At 68.2% G+C, this 16,722-nt stretch carries 19 protein-coding genes; 2 read left to right on the plus strand and 17 right to left on the minus strand.

Features of this window, described 5'->3' with window-relative positions; genetic code table 11:
• Positions 1-229 precede the first annotated feature (229 nt).
• Both CXY81_RS17255 and CXY81_RS17260 read left to right on the plus strand, forming a co-directional pair.
• Positions 230-1,198 carry a DUF222 domain-containing protein gene (locus CXY81_RS17255; protein ID WP_104194814.1) on the plus strand — a complete coding sequence of 323 codons (969 nt, stop codon included), beginning with the start codon at positions 230-232 and terminating at the stop codon, positions 1,196-1,198.
• The gene (locus CXY81_RS17260) at positions 1,123-1,743 is read left to right on the plus strand and encodes a hypothetical protein (protein WP_199183049.1); all 621 of its coding nucleotides are present in this window, start codon (positions 1,123-1,125) and stop codon (positions 1,741-1,743) included. Before CXY81_RS17255 ends, CXY81_RS17260 begins: the two co-directional genes overlap by 76 nt.
• 111 nt (positions 1,744-1,854) lie before the next feature.
• Here the strand turns inward: CXY81_RS17260 and csrA are convergent, their stop codons facing one another.
• The 17 genes from csrA to CXY81_RS10720 all read right to left on the minus strand — a co-directional run bounded on the left by csrA (position 1,855) and on the right by CXY81_RS10720 (position 16,665).
• On the minus strand, positions 1,855-2,115 hold the full coding sequence (csrA, locus tag CXY81_RS10640) for a carbon storage regulator CsrA (protein WP_104099312.1): 261 nt from the start codon (positions 2,113-2,115) through the stop codon (positions 1,855-1,857).
• A gap of 9 nt (positions 2,116-2,124) precedes the next feature.
• Positions 2,125-3,162 carry a hypothetical protein gene (locus CXY81_RS10645; protein WP_104194816.1) on the minus strand — a complete coding sequence of 346 codons (1,038 nt, stop codon included), beginning with the start codon at positions 3,160-3,162 and terminating at the stop codon, positions 2,125-2,127.
• Positions 3,137-5,188 carry a flagellar biosynthesis protein FlhA gene (locus CXY81_RS10650; protein ID WP_104194817.1) on the minus strand — a complete coding sequence of 684 codons (2,052 nt, stop codon included), beginning with the start codon at positions 5,186-5,188 and terminating at the stop codon, positions 3,137-3,139. Before CXY81_RS10650 ends, CXY81_RS10645 begins: the two co-directional genes overlap by 26 nt.
• Positions 5,185-6,309 carry a flagellar biosynthesis protein FlhB gene (locus tag CXY81_RS10655; RefSeq protein WP_104194818.1) on the minus strand — a complete coding sequence of 375 codons (1,125 nt, stop codon included), beginning with the start codon at positions 6,307-6,309 and terminating at the stop codon, positions 5,185-5,187. The genes CXY81_RS10650 and CXY81_RS10655 overlap by 4 nt, the downstream gene beginning before the upstream one ends.
• Positions 6,310-7,068: a flagellar biosynthetic protein FliR gene (locus tag CXY81_RS10660; RefSeq protein WP_104194819.1), complete on the minus strand. Its 759-nt coding sequence runs from the start codon at positions 7,066-7,068 to the stop codon at positions 6,310-6,312.
• The gene (gene fliQ, locus CXY81_RS10665; RefSeq protein ID WP_104099307.1) at positions 7,068-7,343 is read right to left on the minus strand and encodes a flagellar biosynthesis protein FliQ; all 276 of its coding nucleotides are present in this window, start codon (positions 7,341-7,343) and stop codon (positions 7,068-7,070) included. Before fliQ ends, CXY81_RS10660 begins: the two co-directional genes overlap by 1 nt.
• Positions 7,343-8,137, minus strand: a complete 795-nt coding sequence (gene fliP / locus CXY81_RS10670) for a flagellar type III secretion system pore protein FliP (protein WP_199183052.1) — start codon at positions 8,135-8,137, stop codon at positions 7,343-7,345. The genes fliQ and fliP overlap by 1 nt, the downstream gene beginning before the upstream one ends.
• Positions 8,138-8,187: 50 nt before the next feature.
• Positions 8,188-8,727: a flagellar biosynthetic protein FliO gene (locus CXY81_RS10675; RefSeq protein WP_104194821.1), complete on the minus strand. Its 540-nt coding sequence runs from the start codon at positions 8,725-8,727 to the stop codon at positions 8,188-8,190.
• Positions 8,728-9,432 carry a flagellar motor switch protein FliN gene (gene fliN / locus CXY81_RS10680; RefSeq protein WP_104194822.1) on the minus strand — a complete coding sequence of 235 codons (705 nt, stop codon included), beginning with the start codon at positions 9,430-9,432 and terminating at the stop codon, positions 8,728-8,730.
• Complete coding sequence (locus CXY81_RS10685) at positions 9,429-10,316, minus strand: flagellar motor switch protein FliM (RefSeq protein ID WP_104194823.1); 888 nt, start codon at positions 10,314-10,316, stop codon at positions 9,429-9,431. Before CXY81_RS10685 ends, fliN begins: the two co-directional genes overlap by 4 nt.
• Positions 10,317-10,377: 61 nt before the next feature.
• On the minus strand, positions 10,378-11,313 hold the full coding sequence (locus tag CXY81_RS10690) for a flagellar motor protein MotB (protein ID WP_104194824.1): 936 nt from the start codon (positions 11,311-11,313) through the stop codon (positions 10,378-10,380).
• Complete coding sequence (locus CXY81_RS10695) at positions 11,310-12,167, minus strand: motility protein A (RefSeq protein WP_104194825.1); 858 nt, start codon at positions 12,165-12,167, stop codon at positions 11,310-11,312. The genes CXY81_RS10690 and CXY81_RS10695 overlap by 4 nt, the downstream gene beginning before the upstream one ends.
• Positions 12,167-12,478 (minus strand): flagellar FlbD family protein, encoded by a 312-nt coding sequence (locus CXY81_RS10700; RefSeq protein WP_104171347.1) that lies wholly within the window; start codon positions 12,476-12,478, stop codon positions 12,167-12,169. Before CXY81_RS10700 ends, CXY81_RS10695 begins: the two co-directional genes overlap by 1 nt.
• Before the next feature lie 390 nt (positions 12,479-12,868).
• On the minus strand, positions 12,869-14,464 hold the full coding sequence (locus tag CXY81_RS10705; protein ID WP_104194826.1) for an ABC-F family ATP-binding cassette domain-containing protein: 1,596 nt from the start codon (positions 14,462-14,464) through the stop codon (positions 12,869-12,871).
• A 75-nt stretch (positions 14,465-14,539) separates the two neighbouring features.
• The gene (locus CXY81_RS10710) at positions 14,540-14,890 is read right to left on the minus strand and encodes an HPF/RaiA family ribosome-associated protein (RefSeq protein ID WP_104171307.1); all 351 of its coding nucleotides are present in this window, start codon (positions 14,888-14,890) and stop codon (positions 14,540-14,542) included.
• 93 nt (positions 14,891-14,983) lie between these two features.
• Positions 14,984-16,156, minus strand: coding sequence for a flagellar hook protein FlgE (locus CXY81_RS10715; RefSeq protein WP_104194827.1), 1,173 nt, complete (start codon positions 16,154-16,156; stop codon positions 14,984-14,986).
• A 53-nt stretch (positions 16,157-16,209) separates the two neighbouring features.
• Entirely contained in the window at positions 16,210-16,665 is a 456-nt protein-coding gene (locus CXY81_RS10720) for a flagellar hook capping FlgD N-terminal domain-containing protein (protein ID WP_369827908.1), read from the minus strand.
• Positions 16,666-16,722: the final 57 nt, after the last annotated feature.

A 16,722-nucleotide genomic window follows, 5' to 3' on the forward strand; every position in this document is an offset into this window, starting at 1 on the left:
CTTGAGCGCTTGTCGGTTGGTGGCGGTCTCGCCGGGGCTCATCCCCGGGAGGCCGCCTTCGGCTTTCGTGGCGCAGGGTCTGGAAGCAGGCTCACCGCTGACGCTGCAAACGATCATCGGTGGCGCCGCGCGGCCAAACAGCCGCGCGCCTGAACAAAGATACGAAACTCGCATTTACAAAAGGTGAGTGACACTCGACTACGTGTGCTCCTTAAGGTATCCTCATAACATGACGAACCTCGCGGATGACCTTAGGCGGGCGGCCGACGCTGTCGCCCTGCTGGGCTCCTCGAGCGCCGACCTCGCGGCTCTTCCCGACGCCGAGGCTTTGGCCGGCCAGAAGCGGATCGCCTGCGCGCGCCGTCTGCTCGACACCTATGCCGCGTTGATGGCCGCAACCATCGCCGAACGGTCCCGCCCGGAACTCGGCCACTCGGGGCTGGCCGCGCAGCAGGGGTTCCTCTCGCCCGAGGCCCTAATCCAGAACTGGACCGGCTCATCCACAGGTGACGCCTACAAGCTGGTCGCGGTCGGCACGATGATGGCCGACACCGAGGCGGCCGACAAGCTGGTCGAAGAGGCACTCTCGACGCTCTCGACGCCCGACGCCGGTGCCGACGCCGATGCTGTCGACGTCGCGGCGTTTGTTGCGAGGGTGCCCTGGCAGGCGCCGATCGCCCGGGCCGTCACCGCCGGCACGCTTTCGGTTGACGCGGCCGAGGCGATCCGGGCCGGGCTCGGCCAGATCGACGCGGCAGTCACCGCGGAGAAGCTCCGGGTGGCCCTCGAGACGCTCCTCACCGAGGCGTCAACGTTGAATGCCGACGAGGTCTTCAAACGGGCCCGCCGGATGCGCAACCGGCTCGATGAGGCCGGCATCGCCGCCCGCGAGAAGCAGGCCCACGACGACCGCTACCTGAAGGTCTACCGGCTGAGCAACGGCAACGTGCGCCTGAACGGGCTCTTCGCCCCCGAAGACGGCAAGTTCGTGCTCTCCACCTTCGACTCCATCACCGGACCCCGCCGCGGCGGAGTGCGCTTCGTCGACCCGGAACGCGCCGCCTGGGCAAAGAAAATGCAGACGACCCGCGCAGCACCGAGCAGATCAACGCGGACTCCCTCGTGCAGCTGCTCAAGATCGCCGGCGAAGCCGACCCCGGCCGGGTCTTCGGCGGACGCCGCCCGGCGGTGCGCGTGATCGTGACCGAGAAGGCTCTCACAGCCGAACCCGGCGAGCCGGGTGCCGCCGAACCCGCCGCTCACGGGCAGATCGAAGGCAACCCGGTCCCCATCTCGCAGGAAACCATCGACCGGTTGCTCTGCGACACCGGCACCCGCGGCATCAAATTCGACGACATCGGCCAGATCATCGACGTCGGCCGTGACGAACGACTCTTCACGGAGGCACAGCGCGCCGCGATGGGAGTGCGCGACGGCGGATGCCTCTGGGTCGGCTGCGACCGATCACCGGCCTGGAGCGAAGCCCACCACATCAACGAATGGCTCACAGACAGCGGAGACACCAACCTNGGTGGGTCGACTGCGACCGATCACCGGCCTGGAGCGAAGCCCACCACATCAACGAATGGCTCACAGACAGCGGAGACACCAACCTCGCCGACGGAGTGCTGCTCTGCCACCCGCACCACCTGCTGCTGCACAACCAGCACTGGAAGATCACCCGCACAGGAACGCAATGCTGGCTGCGGCCACCGGTGGAGAACGATCCGGAGCAGACACTGATCGCACTATCGAGCAAGGCGGTGGGGCTGTAGGGCGTGGCTCTGGCACCGGGTCTTGACAGGCTCGACCACCGGGACGGGGGCGGCGGCGGGGGCGGCGGGGCGCGGCGCGCTACTCGGCGGGCGGGGCGGTGGGAAGGAGGGCGAGGGTGGCCTTGAGGCGGGCCTCGGCGTCGTCGTCGCCCTGACCCGCGAGACTCGCCGCGATGTTCGCCTCGGTCACGGCGCGGAGCACCTCGTCCCGCTGGATGCGCACGCCCCGGGGAGCGTCGACGCCGATCCGGATGCTGTCACCGCGCACGTCGAGAACGGTGATGACGATGTCGTCACCGATGAGGATCTTCTCCCCCTGTTTGCGTGTTAGAACCAGCACTCGTCCAGCCTAGCTTGACCGGTCGGGCCGGCCCGCGAGCCGTCGCCGCATTCCGGCCACGGTGCTGGCCTCGGCCGGGGCGCCGTCGACCCAGCCGATCGGGATCTGCAGCTCATCGACGGTCTCAGGCGAGACGGTGTCGCCATAGCCCGTCACCGCGATCGCGTCGACGTGCACGCTCTGGGCAACCTCGGCCGCCCACCGGGCGGTGTCTGCGGGCTTGCGGCCGGCATCGACGACCAGCCAGACCTGCTCGGCACCGAGCGCGGCCACCAATGCGGCGTAGATGTCCGCCGTGGCCGGGTCGGCACCCAGACCGAAGGCCAGAATTCCGGTCTGTCCGAGCTTGACTCCCCTGGCCCGTGCCTCCAGCGCCGTGCGCCGGTCGAGGATGCGCGCGAGCCCGGCCGCGGCAGGCGCTCCGACGTCGATCGCGCCGGCCACGAGGACCTCAGCCGAACCATGCGCCACGGCCAGCTCCCGCGCAATCCGCACCGCGGCATCCTGCCACCCGACGACGAGAACGAGGTTTCCGACACCTGGGAGCGGCCGCGGCACCGCCGCTTCGGCGGCCGCCTGCTCGCTCTCTCTCAGCCGGGCGTCCCTGCGCCTGCCGCCCCCCTGGGCGGCCGCCGGGTCGGGGGCGGGCGGCGCGGGAGTGGGCAGCACCGGCGGGTGGGGTTCCTGGGTGGCGAAGGTGAGTTCGTCCATCAGGCGGGCGAAGCCGTCCGTCGCGGTCGACAGGGGCGGGGAGGAGACGGGTGCCGCGGCGCGGTGAAGGCCCGCTTCCGCCGCGTCGGCATCGTCGAGAAGCGCGGCGATGCCGAGCCGGGCCTGCACGTCGAGCCGGGAGTGCGCCGCGCGCCGTCGCCGCTCCGGCACCTCGACCGTGACCTCGATGTGCCGGCGGGCGAAGAAGCCCTTGATGCCGCCGACGGTGACCCGTTCGGCGGCCACGATGCGCGCATCCGCCCCGTGCTCGGCGAGGATGCGTGCCTTGAGCTCCTGGAGGGATGAACCCTCAAGCTGAAATCGACTCGGTTCCACGTACCACTCCCACCGTTTCGATGGCCACGTTCGCCGAGGTGACTTCCTGATAGGACAGCACGGAGATACCGCCGGACTGCGCCGACACCAGTCGACGGATGGCCGGGCGCAGCGCCGGCGCGCAGACCAGCACCGCGGAGAGTCCGGCCGCTTCCACTTTGCCCAGCGCCTCCTTCAGCGACCCGAGAATGGCGTCGACCCGGTTCGGCTCCAACATGATCTGGGTGCCCTGGTCGGAGGGACGCATCCCCTCGAGCATGGACTGCTCCAAGGTGGGCTCGATCATGATCACCCGGAGCAGCCCGTCGTCGAGATACTGTGCTGTGAGAGCCGGGCCCAGCGCCTGACGGGCCGTCTCGATCAGGCCCTCCGGGTCATTCGACACCTTGGCGCGCAGGGAGAGGGACTCGTAGATGCGGGGCAGGTCGTTGATCGGGATCTGCTCCGCGAGCAGACCCTGCAGCACGCGCTGCACCTCGGCGAGGGAGAGCAGCCCGGGGATCAGATCCTCCACGGCGGACGGATTGACCAGCCGCACCCCCTCGGTGAGCATCCGCACGTCCTCGCGGGTGAGGAGCCTCGCCGCGTTGCCGGTGATGATCGAGGACAGGTGGGTGATGAGCACCGACACCCGGTCGATGACCGTGGCCCCGGTCATCTCCGCGCTGTGCCGCATCTCGCTGGGCACCCACTTGCCGGTGAGGCCGAACACGGGCTCCACCGTGGCCTGGCCCGGCAACGAGTCGAGGGCGTCGCCGAGGGCGAGCACCTTGCCGGCCGGGGCGACCCCGCGGCCGGCCTCCACGCCGGCGATCCGGATCGAATAGGTGGAGGAGGGCAGGTCCATGCTGTCGCGGGTGCGCACGGGCGGCACCACCACGCCGAGGTCGATGGCAACCTTGCGGCGCAGGGCACGCACGCGAGCCAGGAGGTCGTCCTGGGCTCCGGAGACAAGGTCGACGAGGTCAGGGGCCAGCAGGATCTCCAGGGCGTGCACCCGCATGGTTTCGATCAGGTCTTCTGGCGTGTCGGAGCGGGGCGCCATCGCCTCGGCGGCGACACCGGCATCCCGGCCCGCCTGGTCGCGGCTCTCCCCTGCCTTGATCCGGCGGGCGAAGAGGATCAGACCCAGCCCGATCACCACGAACGGGATGATCGGCATGCCCGGGATCAGGGCCATCAGGAGGGCCGCGCAGCCCGCGATCATCAGTGCGTTGCGGGACTGGGTGAGCTGGCCGGAGGCTGCCTCGCCGATGTCGGACTCCGCGTTGGAGCGGGTCACGATCATGCCGGTCGAGACCGCCATCAGCAGGGCCGGGATCTGCGTCACGAGGCCGTCGCCGATGGTGAGCAGGGAGTAGGTGCTCATGGCCTCGGTGACGGACAGTCCGAGCGAAATCATGCCGATCGCGATGCCGCCGACCAGGTTGATGATGATGATGACGATGCCGGCGATCGCGTCACCCTTGACGAATTTCGACGCGCCGTCCATGGCACCGTAAAAGTCCGCCTCGGCGGAGACCTCGGCCCGGCGTTCCCTGGCCTGCACGTCGGTGATCAGGCCGGCATTCAGGTCGGCGTCGATGGCCATCTGTTTGCCGGGCATGGCGTCGAGGGTGAACCGCGCACCGACTTCGGCGACGCGTTCGGCACCCTTGGTGACCACCACGAATTGGATCACGACGAGGATCAGGAAGATCACAGCGCCGATGATGAGCGACCCGCCCACGGCGACGTCGCCGAACGCGGCAATCACCTGCCCGGCGTAGCCGTCGCTGAGCACGAGCCGGGTCGAGGCCACGTTCAGGCCCAGCCGGAACAGGGTGGCGACGAGCAACAGCGACGGGAAAACGGAGAAATCGAGGGGCTTTTTGACAAACATCGTGGTCAGCAGTGTGACCAGCGCCAGGAGGATGTTTACGATGATCAGCACGTCGAGCAGCACGGCGGGCACCGGCACGACGAGCAGCAGGATGATACCGACAACCCCGACCGGCACCGCGAGTTTGGCGAGATTGCTGTTCATCGGTGGCCTCCGGCCGTCAGGACACGATCGTTCGGGGTGTGCGCGCGGGAACCGCGGCCGGTGCGTTCGCCGGCTCCAGAGCCGCGAGACTTCAGCGCGAGCACGAAGGCGAGCACCTGCGCGACGGCGTTGTAGAGCTCCACCGGGATCTCGTCACCCAGCTGGCAGGCGCTGTGCAGGGCACGGGTGAGCGGGATGTCCCGCACGATGGGGACCCGGTCGGTCTCCGCCTGTTCCCGGATGCGCGCCGCGATCACTCCCGCTCCCGTGGCCACGACCCGGGGGGCGGACTTGCCCGGCTCGTAGCGGAGGGCGACGGCGAAGTGGGTGGGGTTGACCAGCACGACGTCGGACGTGGCGACGGCGGCGATCATGCGGTTGCGACTCATGGCGAGCTGCCGGGCCCGGCGCTGCGACTTCACCATCGGGTCACCCTCGGAACTCTTGTTCTCATCAGTGACTTCCTTCTTCGTCATGCGGGTGCGCTTGCGGTTTCGCTTCATCACGACGAACACATCCGCGGCGGCGAGTACCAGGCCGGCGATGACAGCCGACTGCACGAGAGCGGTCGCGCCGTCACTGGCCGCTCCGATCAGCACGGAGACGGGCAGTCCCCCGGCCGTCATCAGGATGGGCGCGAGCCCCTGCACCACGAGCACCAGCACGAGACCCACGGCGATAGTCTTGAGCAGCGCCGTGACGCCCTGCCAGACGGCCTGGCCGCCGAAGGTGCGGCCGAGGCCGGTCACCAAGTTGAACTGCTCGTATTTTCCGGCGACCTTCTTGAAGTGCACGCCGCCCTGCGCCACAGCGCCCACGAGGACGACGACGAAGACCGTCGCGAGCATCGGGGTGAGGATGGTTCCCATCGAGGCCAGCGAGTCCACCAGCATCTGCACGGCGAGGTCCGGCTGCGGGTTGGCGACCAGGCTGCGAATACGGATCATCTGGTCGGTTCCGGCGTCCGCGGCCAGACCGATGGTGACGGGGGTCATGGCGGCGGCCGCGCCGATACCGATCCACGCGGTCAGGTCCTGGGACTTGGAGAGCTGGCCCTTGGACCGCACCTCGCGCATCCGTTTGTCGGTGGCTTGTTCGGTCTTCTCACCGGAGTCGGACAGCTATCTCACCCCCAGCATGGTGGCGACGGCGTCGTCGGTCAGCGACGCGACGATGCGCGGCAGGGCCACGAACCCGGCGGCGCCCAGCGTGAACGTGATCAAAATCTTGAGCGGGAACCCGAGCGCGAACGCGTTGAGGGCCGGGGCCACCCGGGTGAGCAGGCCGAGGCCGACGTCGGCGAGGAACAGGACGACGATTAGCGGTCCGGCGATCTGCACGGCGGAGAGCAGCATTTGGCCGACCGCGACTGTGATGGTCTGCATCGGCACCGCGAGGTCGATGCCGCCCCCGATCGGCAGGGCCGCGAACGTACGCGTGATGCCGCCAAGGATCAGCTGGTAGCCGCCCGAGGCGAATAGGAGCGCCAGCGCGGTCATCTGGTACAGCCGCGTGAACTGGGCACCGTTGACCATGGCCTGCGGGTCGAAGCCCTGAGCGAGCTGGAAGCCGCCGAACATGTCGATCAGGTTGCCGGCGGACTGGATGGCGGAGAAGACCACGAGCACGAAGAAGCCGAGCACGCCGCCGACCACGATCTCGAGGAGCAGGGCGGCGAAGAAACCGCCGGTGTCGGGCGAGACCCAGCCCGGCGTGACCCGTGGCGAAACCGCCAGGGCCAGGCCGAGGGCGAGCATGCCCTTGATCCGCAGGGGGAACGCATTGTAGGAGAACGGCGGCGCCACGACGAGGAACGCCACCATCCGCACGCCCGCGAGCATGGTGGCTTCGATCCAGGCGAAGTCAAGGGTGATGTTCATCAGCCGCCACCGATGAGGCCGGGGATCTTGGCGAAGAGCATCTCCGTGAAGGACACCATCTCGGAGATCATCCAGTGCCCGGAGATGATCAGCGCCACAGCCACGGCGATGGCCTTGGGCACGAACGACAGCGTCACCTCCTGGATCTGGGTGATCGACTGCAGCAGGGAAATGGCGAAACCGACGACCAGGGCGGTGATCAGGATCGGCGCGGACAGTTTGCCGGCGATCAGGATGCCCTGCAGTCCGATGTCGAGGACGGCGTTGGTATCCATCAGCCACCCCGGTAACTGGAGACGAGGGTCGTGATGATCAGACCCCAGCCGTCGACGAGCACGAACAGGAGGATCTTGAACGGCAGCGAGATCATCACCGGCGGCAGCATCATCATGCCCATCGACATCAGCGCCGCGGACACGACGAGGTCGATCACCAGGAACGGCACGAAGATGACGAACCCGATGATGAACGCGGCACGCAGCTCGGAGATCATGAACGCCGGGATCAGCGTGAGCAGCGACACGACCTCGCGGGTCTCCGGGTTCGGCTGATCGGCGGCCCGGGTCATCAGGGCGAGGTCCTCCTCCCGGGTGTGCGCGAGCATGAACGTGCGCAGCGGCTTCGAGCCGAGTGTGACGGCGTCGTCGAAGGACATGGTGCCGTTCAGGTACGGCTGCAGGGCGCCGTCGTTGATGTCGGTGAGGATGGGCGACATGATGAACAGCGACAGGAACAGGGCCAGGCCGGCCAGCACCTGGTTCGGCGGGATCGACGGCAGTGCGAGCGCGTTGCGGGTCATCGCGAGCACAACGAAGATCTTCGTGAAGCTGGTCATCATCAGCAGCAGGGCCGGCGCGACCGACAGCAGGGTGATCCCGATCAGGGTCACGATCGCCGAGGACGGTTCGCCGTTCGGGCCGTTGATCTGCACGTTGAGCCCGCCGCCGCCCGGTTCCGTGGGGGTGACCGGGTCGGTCGGCGTGACCGGATCCGTCGGGGCGGCATGGCCCGCCGGCGCCACGAGCAGCACGAACGCCACGACGATCACGAGCACGAGGGCCGCCATCATCAGGTACCGGGCGATGTCCCGGCTTCGATCCGTGCGCACGGCCGCGAGTGTCACCGGCCCTGCCGGAGGGCGGCAGCGGTCTGCTGCCAGGTGGCGGGAGACAAGATCGACCCGCCGATCCGGCCCGGAATGGCGCGGTCCCGGCGCGGCCGGAGGATGAGCGGCGGCGTGAGTTCCTCGCCGTCGTGAGTGGCGCCGTCGTGCGCGGCGTGCGTTGCCTGGTCGAGCTCGCGGGCGAAGTCGGCCGCGGCGTGGTGCGCGCGGCGTCCGGGAAGGGTGGCGGCGAGGGCGGCGGTGAGGGGCGCCGGGAGGGGCGCCGGGAGGGGCGCCGCGGCATCCGTCGGCGCCTGACCGTCGTGCAGCACGCTGACCGACTGCTCGGTCACGCCGAGCACGAACCGGCGGCCCTCGATGTCGACGACGACGACGGATGCCTTCTGGCCGACGCCCTGCCGGCCCACCACGGTGACCAGGTTCGGGATGCGGCCACCGAGGGAGCCCTTCGTCAGCTTGCGCTGGAGCACCCAGAGCAGCCCCAGCACGGCGACCAGGGACAGCGCCACCCGGAGCGCGACCAGGATGGTGTCCACCTAGGTCAGGCTCTCGGCCACATCGAGGATCTGGGTGATCCGCACCGCGTAGTCCTGGTCGACGACCACGATCTCGCCGTGCGCGATCAGCCGGCCGTTGAGCAGGATGTCCGCGGGAGCCCCGGCGGACCGGTCGAGTTCGATGACGGCCCCCGGTTCGAGCGAGAGCACGTCGCGCACCGACATGCGGGTACGCCCGATTTCCACGGTCAACGACATCTGCACGCTGTTGATCCGGCCGAGCTTGCCGGACACGGACTGGCTGGACCTGGCCGCACCGTTGGAGACGCCGTTGTCACGCAGCCGCACGGCGAACCAGCCGGTGATCTGGCCGTCGCCGGACAGCTCGAAGACGCTGGTGGCGGGATCCGCGAACAGGGCCGTGGCGTCGTCGGACCGGGTGTCCCCCAGGACCCCGATCCCGAAGACGCCGGACGCGCTCTCCAACGCCGGGCGCAGCACGTCCTGACGGGAGATCAGCGAGGAATCGAGGCCGGACGCGGAGTCGAGCGCGGCCGGGTCCGCAAGCACGACGGCGAGATCCGCGGAGGTGACGCCGACGAAGGAGGCGACCGCGGCGGTGCCGAGCCGGCCGGCGAGAGCGGCACCGGAGCAGGGCTCGGCCCGGAGCCGCGTCACGGTGGGGAGCACGTCCAGCAGGGCCTCGACGGCCGCCGTCTGCACGGCGATGGGGATGACGATCATGGGGTGGACTCCTCGGTGTCGATGACGATGCAGGCCAGTCGGGAGCCGTTGGAACCGACGGCGGCGCGGGCGAGCGTGTGGCCGTCGACGACCACGTCGAGCGGGCGGTGCCGGGGGTGCGGAAGGGGCAGCACATCATTCACGGCGAGACCCAGCACGACGCTGGGCAGAACCAGCGCGGGCGTCAGCTGCAAGGAGACATCCACCGGAACCTGGGCCAGCTGGGCGCGCAGCAGGTCGGCCGGGTCGGCACTTCCGGCCTCCGGAGCCGACTCGACGAGTTGAGGCAACAGTGCCTCCGCCGGAAGGGCGACCGTGGCGGCGCAGGACGCGTCGCCGATGCGCATCGTGAAGCTGGCGACGATCATCAGGTCGGCGGTGGCCGCGGCCTGGGCGAACTGGGAGTTGTACTGGATGCCGCCGACGGTGATCGTGTGCACGAGCAGGGAACCCAGCGAGTAACGCAGGTCCTCGAGGGCGTCGTCCATGAGCCGGCGCACCAGGGCCAGCTCGATCTGGGTGAACGCCCGTTCCGGCGGCATGGTGACCGCGGTTCCGCCCAGCATGTGGCTCACCCAGGACAGGGCCGCGGAGGTCGGGAACTGCACGACGGCTTTCGCGGGGATGCCACTCACCGGGCAGAGCACCATGGCGGTCGTGGCCGGCAGCGACGACGCGTATTCGTCGTAGGTGCGCATGAGCACGTGGTCGCATTTCACCTGGGACATGACGCGCACCTTGGCGGTGAGCTGGGTGCCCCACTGGCGCGCGAAGGTTTCGAAGGCGAGTTCGAGCACCCGGGAGTGCTCGCGTGCGAGCGTTGTCGGGCGACGAAAGTCGTACACCTCGACCGTGCGCTTCGCCGAAGCGGGCACACCAATCACTGCTTGTTCCTGGACCGTCACGGTGAGGACTATCGGTCAGGGCAAACGGATGGTTAGCAGCTCAGTGTGCTTTTTCCGCGTCTTTGTCGACTTCGGTTCCCGCGGTCTTCGTGGTTTTCGTCTTTTCCGTGGTGTCCACGGTTTCCGTGGTTCCCGTGTCTTCAGCAGGTTCCGTGCCGGCGGCGGTGAAACCCGAGACGATGTCGGGGATCAGCGTGCGCACCGCCTCCGGCTGGCTGGAGAGGAGCACCACGTCGACCCGTCGGTTCTGCGCCTGGGCCGCCAGATCGGCTCCCTCCGCGACCGGCCGGGCCGAGCCGTAGCCGACGGCGGAGATCCGTTCCTGACCCACGCCGCCGAACTCGACCAGGCGGCGGAGTACGGCGGTCGCCCGGCCGGCGGACAGCTCCCAGTCGGTGGGGTAGTTGGTGGTGACGCCGTGCCGGTCGGCGTGGCCCTCCACTTTCACCTCGCGGGTGTTGGCGGAGAGGATCGGCGCCACGGCGTCGAGGACCTGCACGGCCTGGCGGCTCAGGTTGGCGAGGTTGGGTTCGAAAAACGCCTCGGAGCCGATCAGCCCGATGACCAGGCCGCGCTCGTCAATGGTGAACTGCACCTCCTGGGCCACGCCCTGGGCATCCACTGCGGCCTGCAGGGCGTCCTTCACCGCGGTGAGGTCCGTGACCTCTGCCGCCGCGAGGTCGATGTCGGTGAACCCGGTCACCTCGGACTGGGCGACCTTGTCCTTGGTCACGACCACGCCCTTGGCCGTGTCGACCTTGCCGACGTCGGTGGCCCCGAACCCGGTCGCGAGCGAGTTCTTCAGCTGCAGGAACTTCTCCTGGTCGACGGAAGACATCGCGAACAGCACGATGAACATGCACATCAGCACGGTGACCATGTCCATGTACGACGCCATCCACCGCTCGTCGACGTGCTCGACGTGCTCCTCCTCGAGGCCCCGCCTGCGGCCGTGCCCGCGTCCGTGCCCGCTCATGCGGCCTTTGGCAGGGACGTGTCCGCCTTGTCCGCCTTGGGGCCCTTGCCGGGTTTGCCCGGTTTGCCCGGTTTGCCCGGTTTGCCCGGTTTGCCTGCCCTGGCGGAGGCCGGCGCGGGCACCATGGCGCGCAGTCTCTCGCCGAGGAGCCGAGGCTGGCTGCCTGCCTGCACGGCCAGCGCACCCTCCAGGAGCAGGGTCATCCGTTCGACTTCGATGTCGCTGAGGCGCTTGAGCCGGCTGCCGATCGGCAGCCAGAGAAAGTTGGCCGTGAGCAGGCCCCACAGAGTCGCGACGAACGCGGCCGCGATCATCGGGCCGAGGGTGGACGGGGTGTCGAGGTTCTCGAGCACGTGCGTGAGCGAGACGACGGTTCCGATGATGCCGACCGTGGGCGCGTAGCCGCCGAGGCTGGTGAAGAACTTGGCAGCGTTGCGGCTCTCCTTGGTGGCGGTCGCGAGCTCGTCTTCCAGCAGGATGCGCAGTTCATCGCCGTCGGTGCCGTCGGCGATGTTCTGCAGGGCGCCACGCAGGAACGGGTCGGCGACGTTATCAGCCTCCTGCTCGAGGGCGAGCAGACCGGAACTGCGCGCCTTCTCGGCCAAGCCGACGACCTGGTCGATGACCTGCTGCGGCGGGGTGGTCTTGCCGATGAAGGCGGCGGGCACGGCTTTGAACGCGGAGATCGCGTCCCTGATCGTGCCGCCGGCGATGCCGACCGCGATGGTGGCGCCGAACACGAGAATCATCGGTGCCGGCAGAAGGATCGAGTGCAGGCTGCTGCCCTCGAGGGTGATCATGGCGAAGAGTGAGCCGAAGGCGATGGCGATGCCGACCAGGGTTGCCGGATCCATCAGAGCCTCCGCGGGCGGGCGGGAACCGTGCTGCCCGGTTCGATGATTTCCTCGATCGCGTGCGGCCCCTCGACGATTTCGAGCGAACGGATGCCCGGCCGGTAGTCGGCATCCGGCGTCAGGTAGGCCAGCGAGATCACATGGGCCCGGAACCGGGCGATCTTCTCGATGACGTCGTCGAGGGTCTCCGTGACGATGAACTTGGCGCCGTCGACCATGACCAGGGTCGTGTCGGGGCTCGCGTGGATGCGCTCGATCAGGTCCGGGTTGATCGCGAACTGGCTGTTGTTCAGCCGCGTCACAACGATCATGGTGTCCACCCCGGGTTCAGAACGGTTCCAGCAACCGTTACGCCTCACTGTCGGCCGCCCGGCCGGGCGCGTTAGCTGCCGGCCGCATCGAGCCCGTGACCTGACCTGGAAAGCCGCACGACCACATCCGTCGCGGATTGTGGCCAACTCAGGAGATCCGTCTGGCCGAGCCGGAAATCCGGTCTGCTTCCGCACAGGTCCGCGGCGGACGGTCAACCCGGCCGCCGGATGTCCTGAGTTGGCCGCACACACGGGCTCCGCCGGGGCGGCACACACGGAAGAGTGTGGAGAGGCAGAATCTCCGTCGAACTGATTCGACGGAGATTCTGCCCAAAACGCACTCAAAGACGAGAAAACCGCGCTCTGTCGCGAAAATCTCCGTCGAATTGGTTACGCCGCGCGCACCAGGATCTCGCCGGGCGCGGCCGCGTCGCTGCCGAAGATCAGGTGTCGGGTGGCGATCTTGTCGGTGAAGAACCGGTCGTGGCTGACCACCACCACGGCCCCCGGAAAGTGGATGAGGGCGCGCTCCATCACCTGGGTGCTGGCCATGTCGAGGTGGTTCGTCGGTTCGTCGAGCAGGAGCACAGCTGCCCCCGACAGCAAGCACTGTGCCATGGCGACGCGGGCCCGCTGCCCGCCGGAGAGGTTGCCGATCTTCTGCTTGAGGTCGGCCTCGGAGAATTGAAACATCGCGAGGAACCGGTTGACCGACTTGCGGGTCGCTGTGAAGGCGAGACTGCCCGGCATCGCGTTCACGGAGTGGCTGACGGTGTCATCGTCGTCAAGGCCGTCGAGCACCTGGTTGTAGGAGACCACGGCGGCGCCGGAGGCCCAGGCCACCTCGCCGAAATCGGCCTTCTCCTCCCCTGCCAGAACCCGTAGCAGGGTGGTCTTGCCGCTGCCGTTGGAGCCCAGGACCACGATGCGGTTGCCGCGCCGGATCTCGAAGGTGAGGTCGGCGAACAGCGCCTTCTCGCCGTAGGACTTGCTGAGCGACTCGATGCGGCAGAGCGAGTCCTTCACGTGCAGCCCGCCGTAGATCTCGGTGATGATCGTGTCGACGGGCCGCGGGCTGCGGGTCTTCTTGATGTGCGCGAGTTGGCTGTCGAGGGTGCGGCTGGCAGCCTTTGCGGCCTCGCGGCGGTCGCTGATCCCCTCCGCCTCGAAAGCGAGCAGTTCCGACTCGTGCAGGAACTGCAGCTCGAGGGTTTTCAGGCGAAATTGCTTCTGCACCACGTAGTCGCCGAAGTTGCCGGGGTACTCGTGCAGGTGGTAGTTCTCGACCTCAATGATGCGGGTGACGACCCCGTCAAGGAACCGGCGATCGTGCGAGACGATGATGGCCGCACCGCGGAATGAGCGGAACCAGGCCTCGAGCCACTCGACGCCGGCGACGTCCAGGTAGTTGGTTGGTTCGTCCAGGAGCAGCACGTCGGGCCGCTCGAGCAGGATCTTCGCCAGCGCCGCCCGGTTGCGCCAACCGCCGGACAGCAAATCGATGGCGCAGACGCGGTGGGCCTCGTCGAACCCGAGGGTGGTCAGCGCGGCGTCGATACGCCGCGGGTAGTCCCAACCATCGAGGCGGTCCATGTCTTCGAACAACTCGGCCTGGCGGTGGATCAGCCGGTCGAGTTCGGCGCTCTGCGCGGAATCCGCCGCGATCTGGGCGTCGATCGACGCGAGCTCGGCCTCAAGGGCCTTGATCGGGGCGAACAGGCCGTCGAGCACCTCGGTGATCGTGGATTCGCCGTTCAGTTCGGAGAACTGGGAGAAGTAGCCCACCCGGGTGCCGGCCTCGAGGGTGACGGTGCCGGCATCCGCGCTCACCTGGCCGAGGGCCAGCTTGAGAATCGTCGACTTACCTGACCCGTTGCGGCCGATCAGTCCAACCCGGTCGCCTGGTTCCAGTCGGAAGAAGGCCTCACGCAGAATCTGGGTGTTCTCGAAACGGATACTGACGTCGTTCAGCCTGATCAGGCTCACTGTGGCCGTCCTCTCGGGTTCGGTTCAGCCCCCGGGCGAGGCGGACGGCCAACTTTACCGTGTCAGGCAGGCGGTTCAGGGCGTGTGGTCGTCACCCATGGCGGATGCGCCCTTGTGGTCGTCCATGCGACCGAACGTGGTCTCGAGCACGCTGGCCAGCTTGTGCAGCGCACCGCTGACGGCCCCGGTCATCGTGGAGGAATGGTCGGTTGCCGCGAGGGGGTTGCCCCCGGCGGGACGCACCTCGAGCAGGCAACGGATGTCGTCGGTCGTCGCCCTGCCTGCGCTCTCGTCGCTGAGGTGGACCTCGACCCGCGTCAACCGGGAGCTGAACCGGGCCAGAACAATTTTGACCGAGGACTCCACCTCCGCCACGACTGCGTCCGTACCCGCGATGTTGTTGTCGGTGTTGACCAGGATTTGCATCTTTGCTCCTCAGTTGAAACGTCAGTCATTCCAGTATGGCGCGCAAAAATGTGCGGCCTGACGACCAGCCGACGCCGGTTATCGGCGTAGGCGCTACCGCTTCAGGTTGGTGAGCTCCTGAAGCACCTCGTCGGAGGTGGTGATGATGCGCGCATTCGCCTGGAAGCCGCGCTGGGCGACGATCAGGTTGGTGAACTCCTGCGACAGGTCGACGTTGGACATTTCGAGGGTGCCGCCGCTGAGCGAGCCGAGGCCGCCGTCACCGGGGGCGCCGAGAGCCGCCTGGCCCGAGTTGAAGGTGGCGCGGTAGGCCGAGGAACCGGACTTCTCGAGGCCGCCCGGGTTGGTGAAGGTGGCCAGGGCGATGCGGGCGATGGCTGTCTGGCTGCCGTTGCTGAACAGGCCCACCAGGGTTCCGTCCTTGCCGAGGGTGAAGGACTGGAGGGAACCCGCCGTGGAACCGTCCTGGCTGCTGATCGTGGCCGTGCTCAGGCCCGCCTGCCCGGTCAGGGCGGTCAGATTCACCTTGACGTCGTTCACGATGAACGGACCGGTTGCCGTGAGCACACCTTCTGCATCGAGGGTCAAGGCCGTGGAGCCGGTACCCACTGCGTCGGTGCCGCTCGCGATCCAGCCGGTGGTCGTACGCGCGAAGGTGACCGACAGGGTACGGGCGGCACCCAGCGCGTCGTAGACCTTGACGTCGCGCACGATGGCGGAGCCTGCCGGCGCATCCGCCGGCAGGTTTCCGACCATGGTGACGCCACCGGTTGCCTTCGCCGGGATCATGGCCTGCAGCGGCAGGGTGATGTTGCCCACCGGGCCACCCTCGTTGATCTGCCCGTTGGCGCCGTTCCAGCCCTGCACGATCGCACCGTCCGGGGAGACCAGGCGACCCTCGGCGTCAAAGTCGAAGGCACCCGCACGGCTATAGAGCGTCTCGCCGGCCAGTTGGGTGACGAAGAACCCGTCGCCGGAGATCGCCATGTCGGTGGCCCGCCCGGTTGACTGCGCGGAGCCCTGGGAGAAGTTCGTGGCGATCCCGGCCACCTGCACGCCGAGCCCGACCTGAGCCGGGTTCGTGCCGCCCACCTGCTCCTGGGGGCCGCCCGCACCCTGCTTCAGCTGCGAAAGGGTGTCCTGGAACTGTACGGCCGACGCCTTGAACGCGGTGGTGTTGACGTTGGCGATGTTGTTGCCGGTGACGTCGAGCATTGTCTGGTGCGAGCGGAGGCCGGAGATACCGGAGTACAGGGAGCGAAGCATGGGGTGCTGCCTTTCGGTGGGAAACGAGAACGAGAACGGATGTGAGGTGTGGGTCAGGCGGAGAGGCCGGGAGTGGTGCCGGCGGCGGCGCTCGCGCCCGAGGTGACGCCGGTCACCAGGTCGAGGGCGACGAGGGTCCCGTCGACGGTGACCTGGGGAACGGCCCCGGCGTAGGAGACGCTCGAGGCGGTACCGGTGCCCACAGTGCCGTCGGCCCGCGTGAAGGTGACGTCCTGTCCGACCAGGGCCGCTGCGGCGACGCGCATCTGCAGGGAGAAATTCTCGTCGGCGGTCGTTGAGAGCGCCGCGAGCTTCTCCATCATGGCCAGCTGCGTGGTCTGAGAGATCATCTGGTTGGTGTCCATGGGCGAACTGGGATCCTGGTTGCGCAGCTGGGTGACCAGCAACGACATGAACGCCTCGGAATCCAGGGTCTGTTTCGGGGCGCGCACGGGGGCGGTCGAGTACATCCCGGCCGGGGCGGCTGCTGCCACTGCGTCGATGGTCAAAGGATCTCTTTTCTGGGATGGTGGGGTCTGTGTCGGTGGGGTCTGAGGTGGCAGCAG

It is taken from the genome of Cryobacterium sp. M25, assembly GCF_002929635.1.
GTDB classification, from domain to species: domain Bacteria; phylum Actinomycetota; class Actinomycetes; order Actinomycetales; family Microbacteriaceae; genus Cryobacterium; species Cryobacterium sandaracinum.

Excerpts from the sequence above, each read along its gene's own strand:
- CXY81_RS10710 (WP_104171307.1), bottom strand. The coding sequence starts at position 14,890 with ATGCAAATCCTGGTCAACACCGACAACAACATCGCGGGTACGGACGCA.
- fliP (WP_199183052.1), bottom strand. The coding sequence starts at position 8,137 with ATGATGGCGGCCCTCGTGCTCGTGATCGTCGTGGCGTTCGTGCTGCTC.
- CXY81_RS10715 (WP_104194827.1), bottom strand. The coding sequence starts at position 16,156 with ATGCTTCGCTCCCTGTACTCCGGTATCTCCGGCCTCCGCTCGCACCAG.
- fliN (WP_104194822.1), bottom strand. The coding sequence starts at position 9,432 with ATGATCGTCATCCCCATCGCCGTGCAGACGGCGGCCGTCGAGGCCCTG.
- CXY81_RS10690 (WP_104194824.1), bottom strand. The coding sequence starts at position 11,313 with ATGAGCGGGCACGGACGCGGGCACGGCCGCAGGCGGGGCCTCGAGGAG.
- fliQ (WP_104099307.1), bottom strand. The coding sequence starts at position 7,343 with ATGGATACCAACGCCGTCCTCGACATCGGACTGCAGGGCATCCTGATC.
- CXY81_RS17255 (WP_104194814.1), top strand. The coding sequence starts at position 230 with ATGACGAACCTCGCGGATGACCTTAGGCGGGCGGCCGACGCTGTCGCC.
- CXY81_RS10700 (WP_104171347.1), bottom strand. The coding sequence starts at position 12,478 with ATGATCGTTGTGACGCGGCTGAACAACAGCCAGTTCGCGATCAACCCG.
- CXY81_RS10650 (WP_104194817.1), bottom strand. The coding sequence starts at position 5,188 with ATGAACAGCAATCTCGCCAAACTCGCGGTGCCGGTCGGGGTTGTCGGT.
- CXY81_RS10695 (WP_104194825.1), bottom strand. The coding sequence starts at position 12,167 with ATGGATCCGGCAACCCTGGTCGGCATCGCCATCGCCTTCGGCTCACTC.
- CXY81_RS10660 (WP_104194819.1), bottom strand. The coding sequence starts at position 7,068 with ATGAACATCACCCTTGACTTCGCCTGGATCGAAGCCACCATGCTCGCG.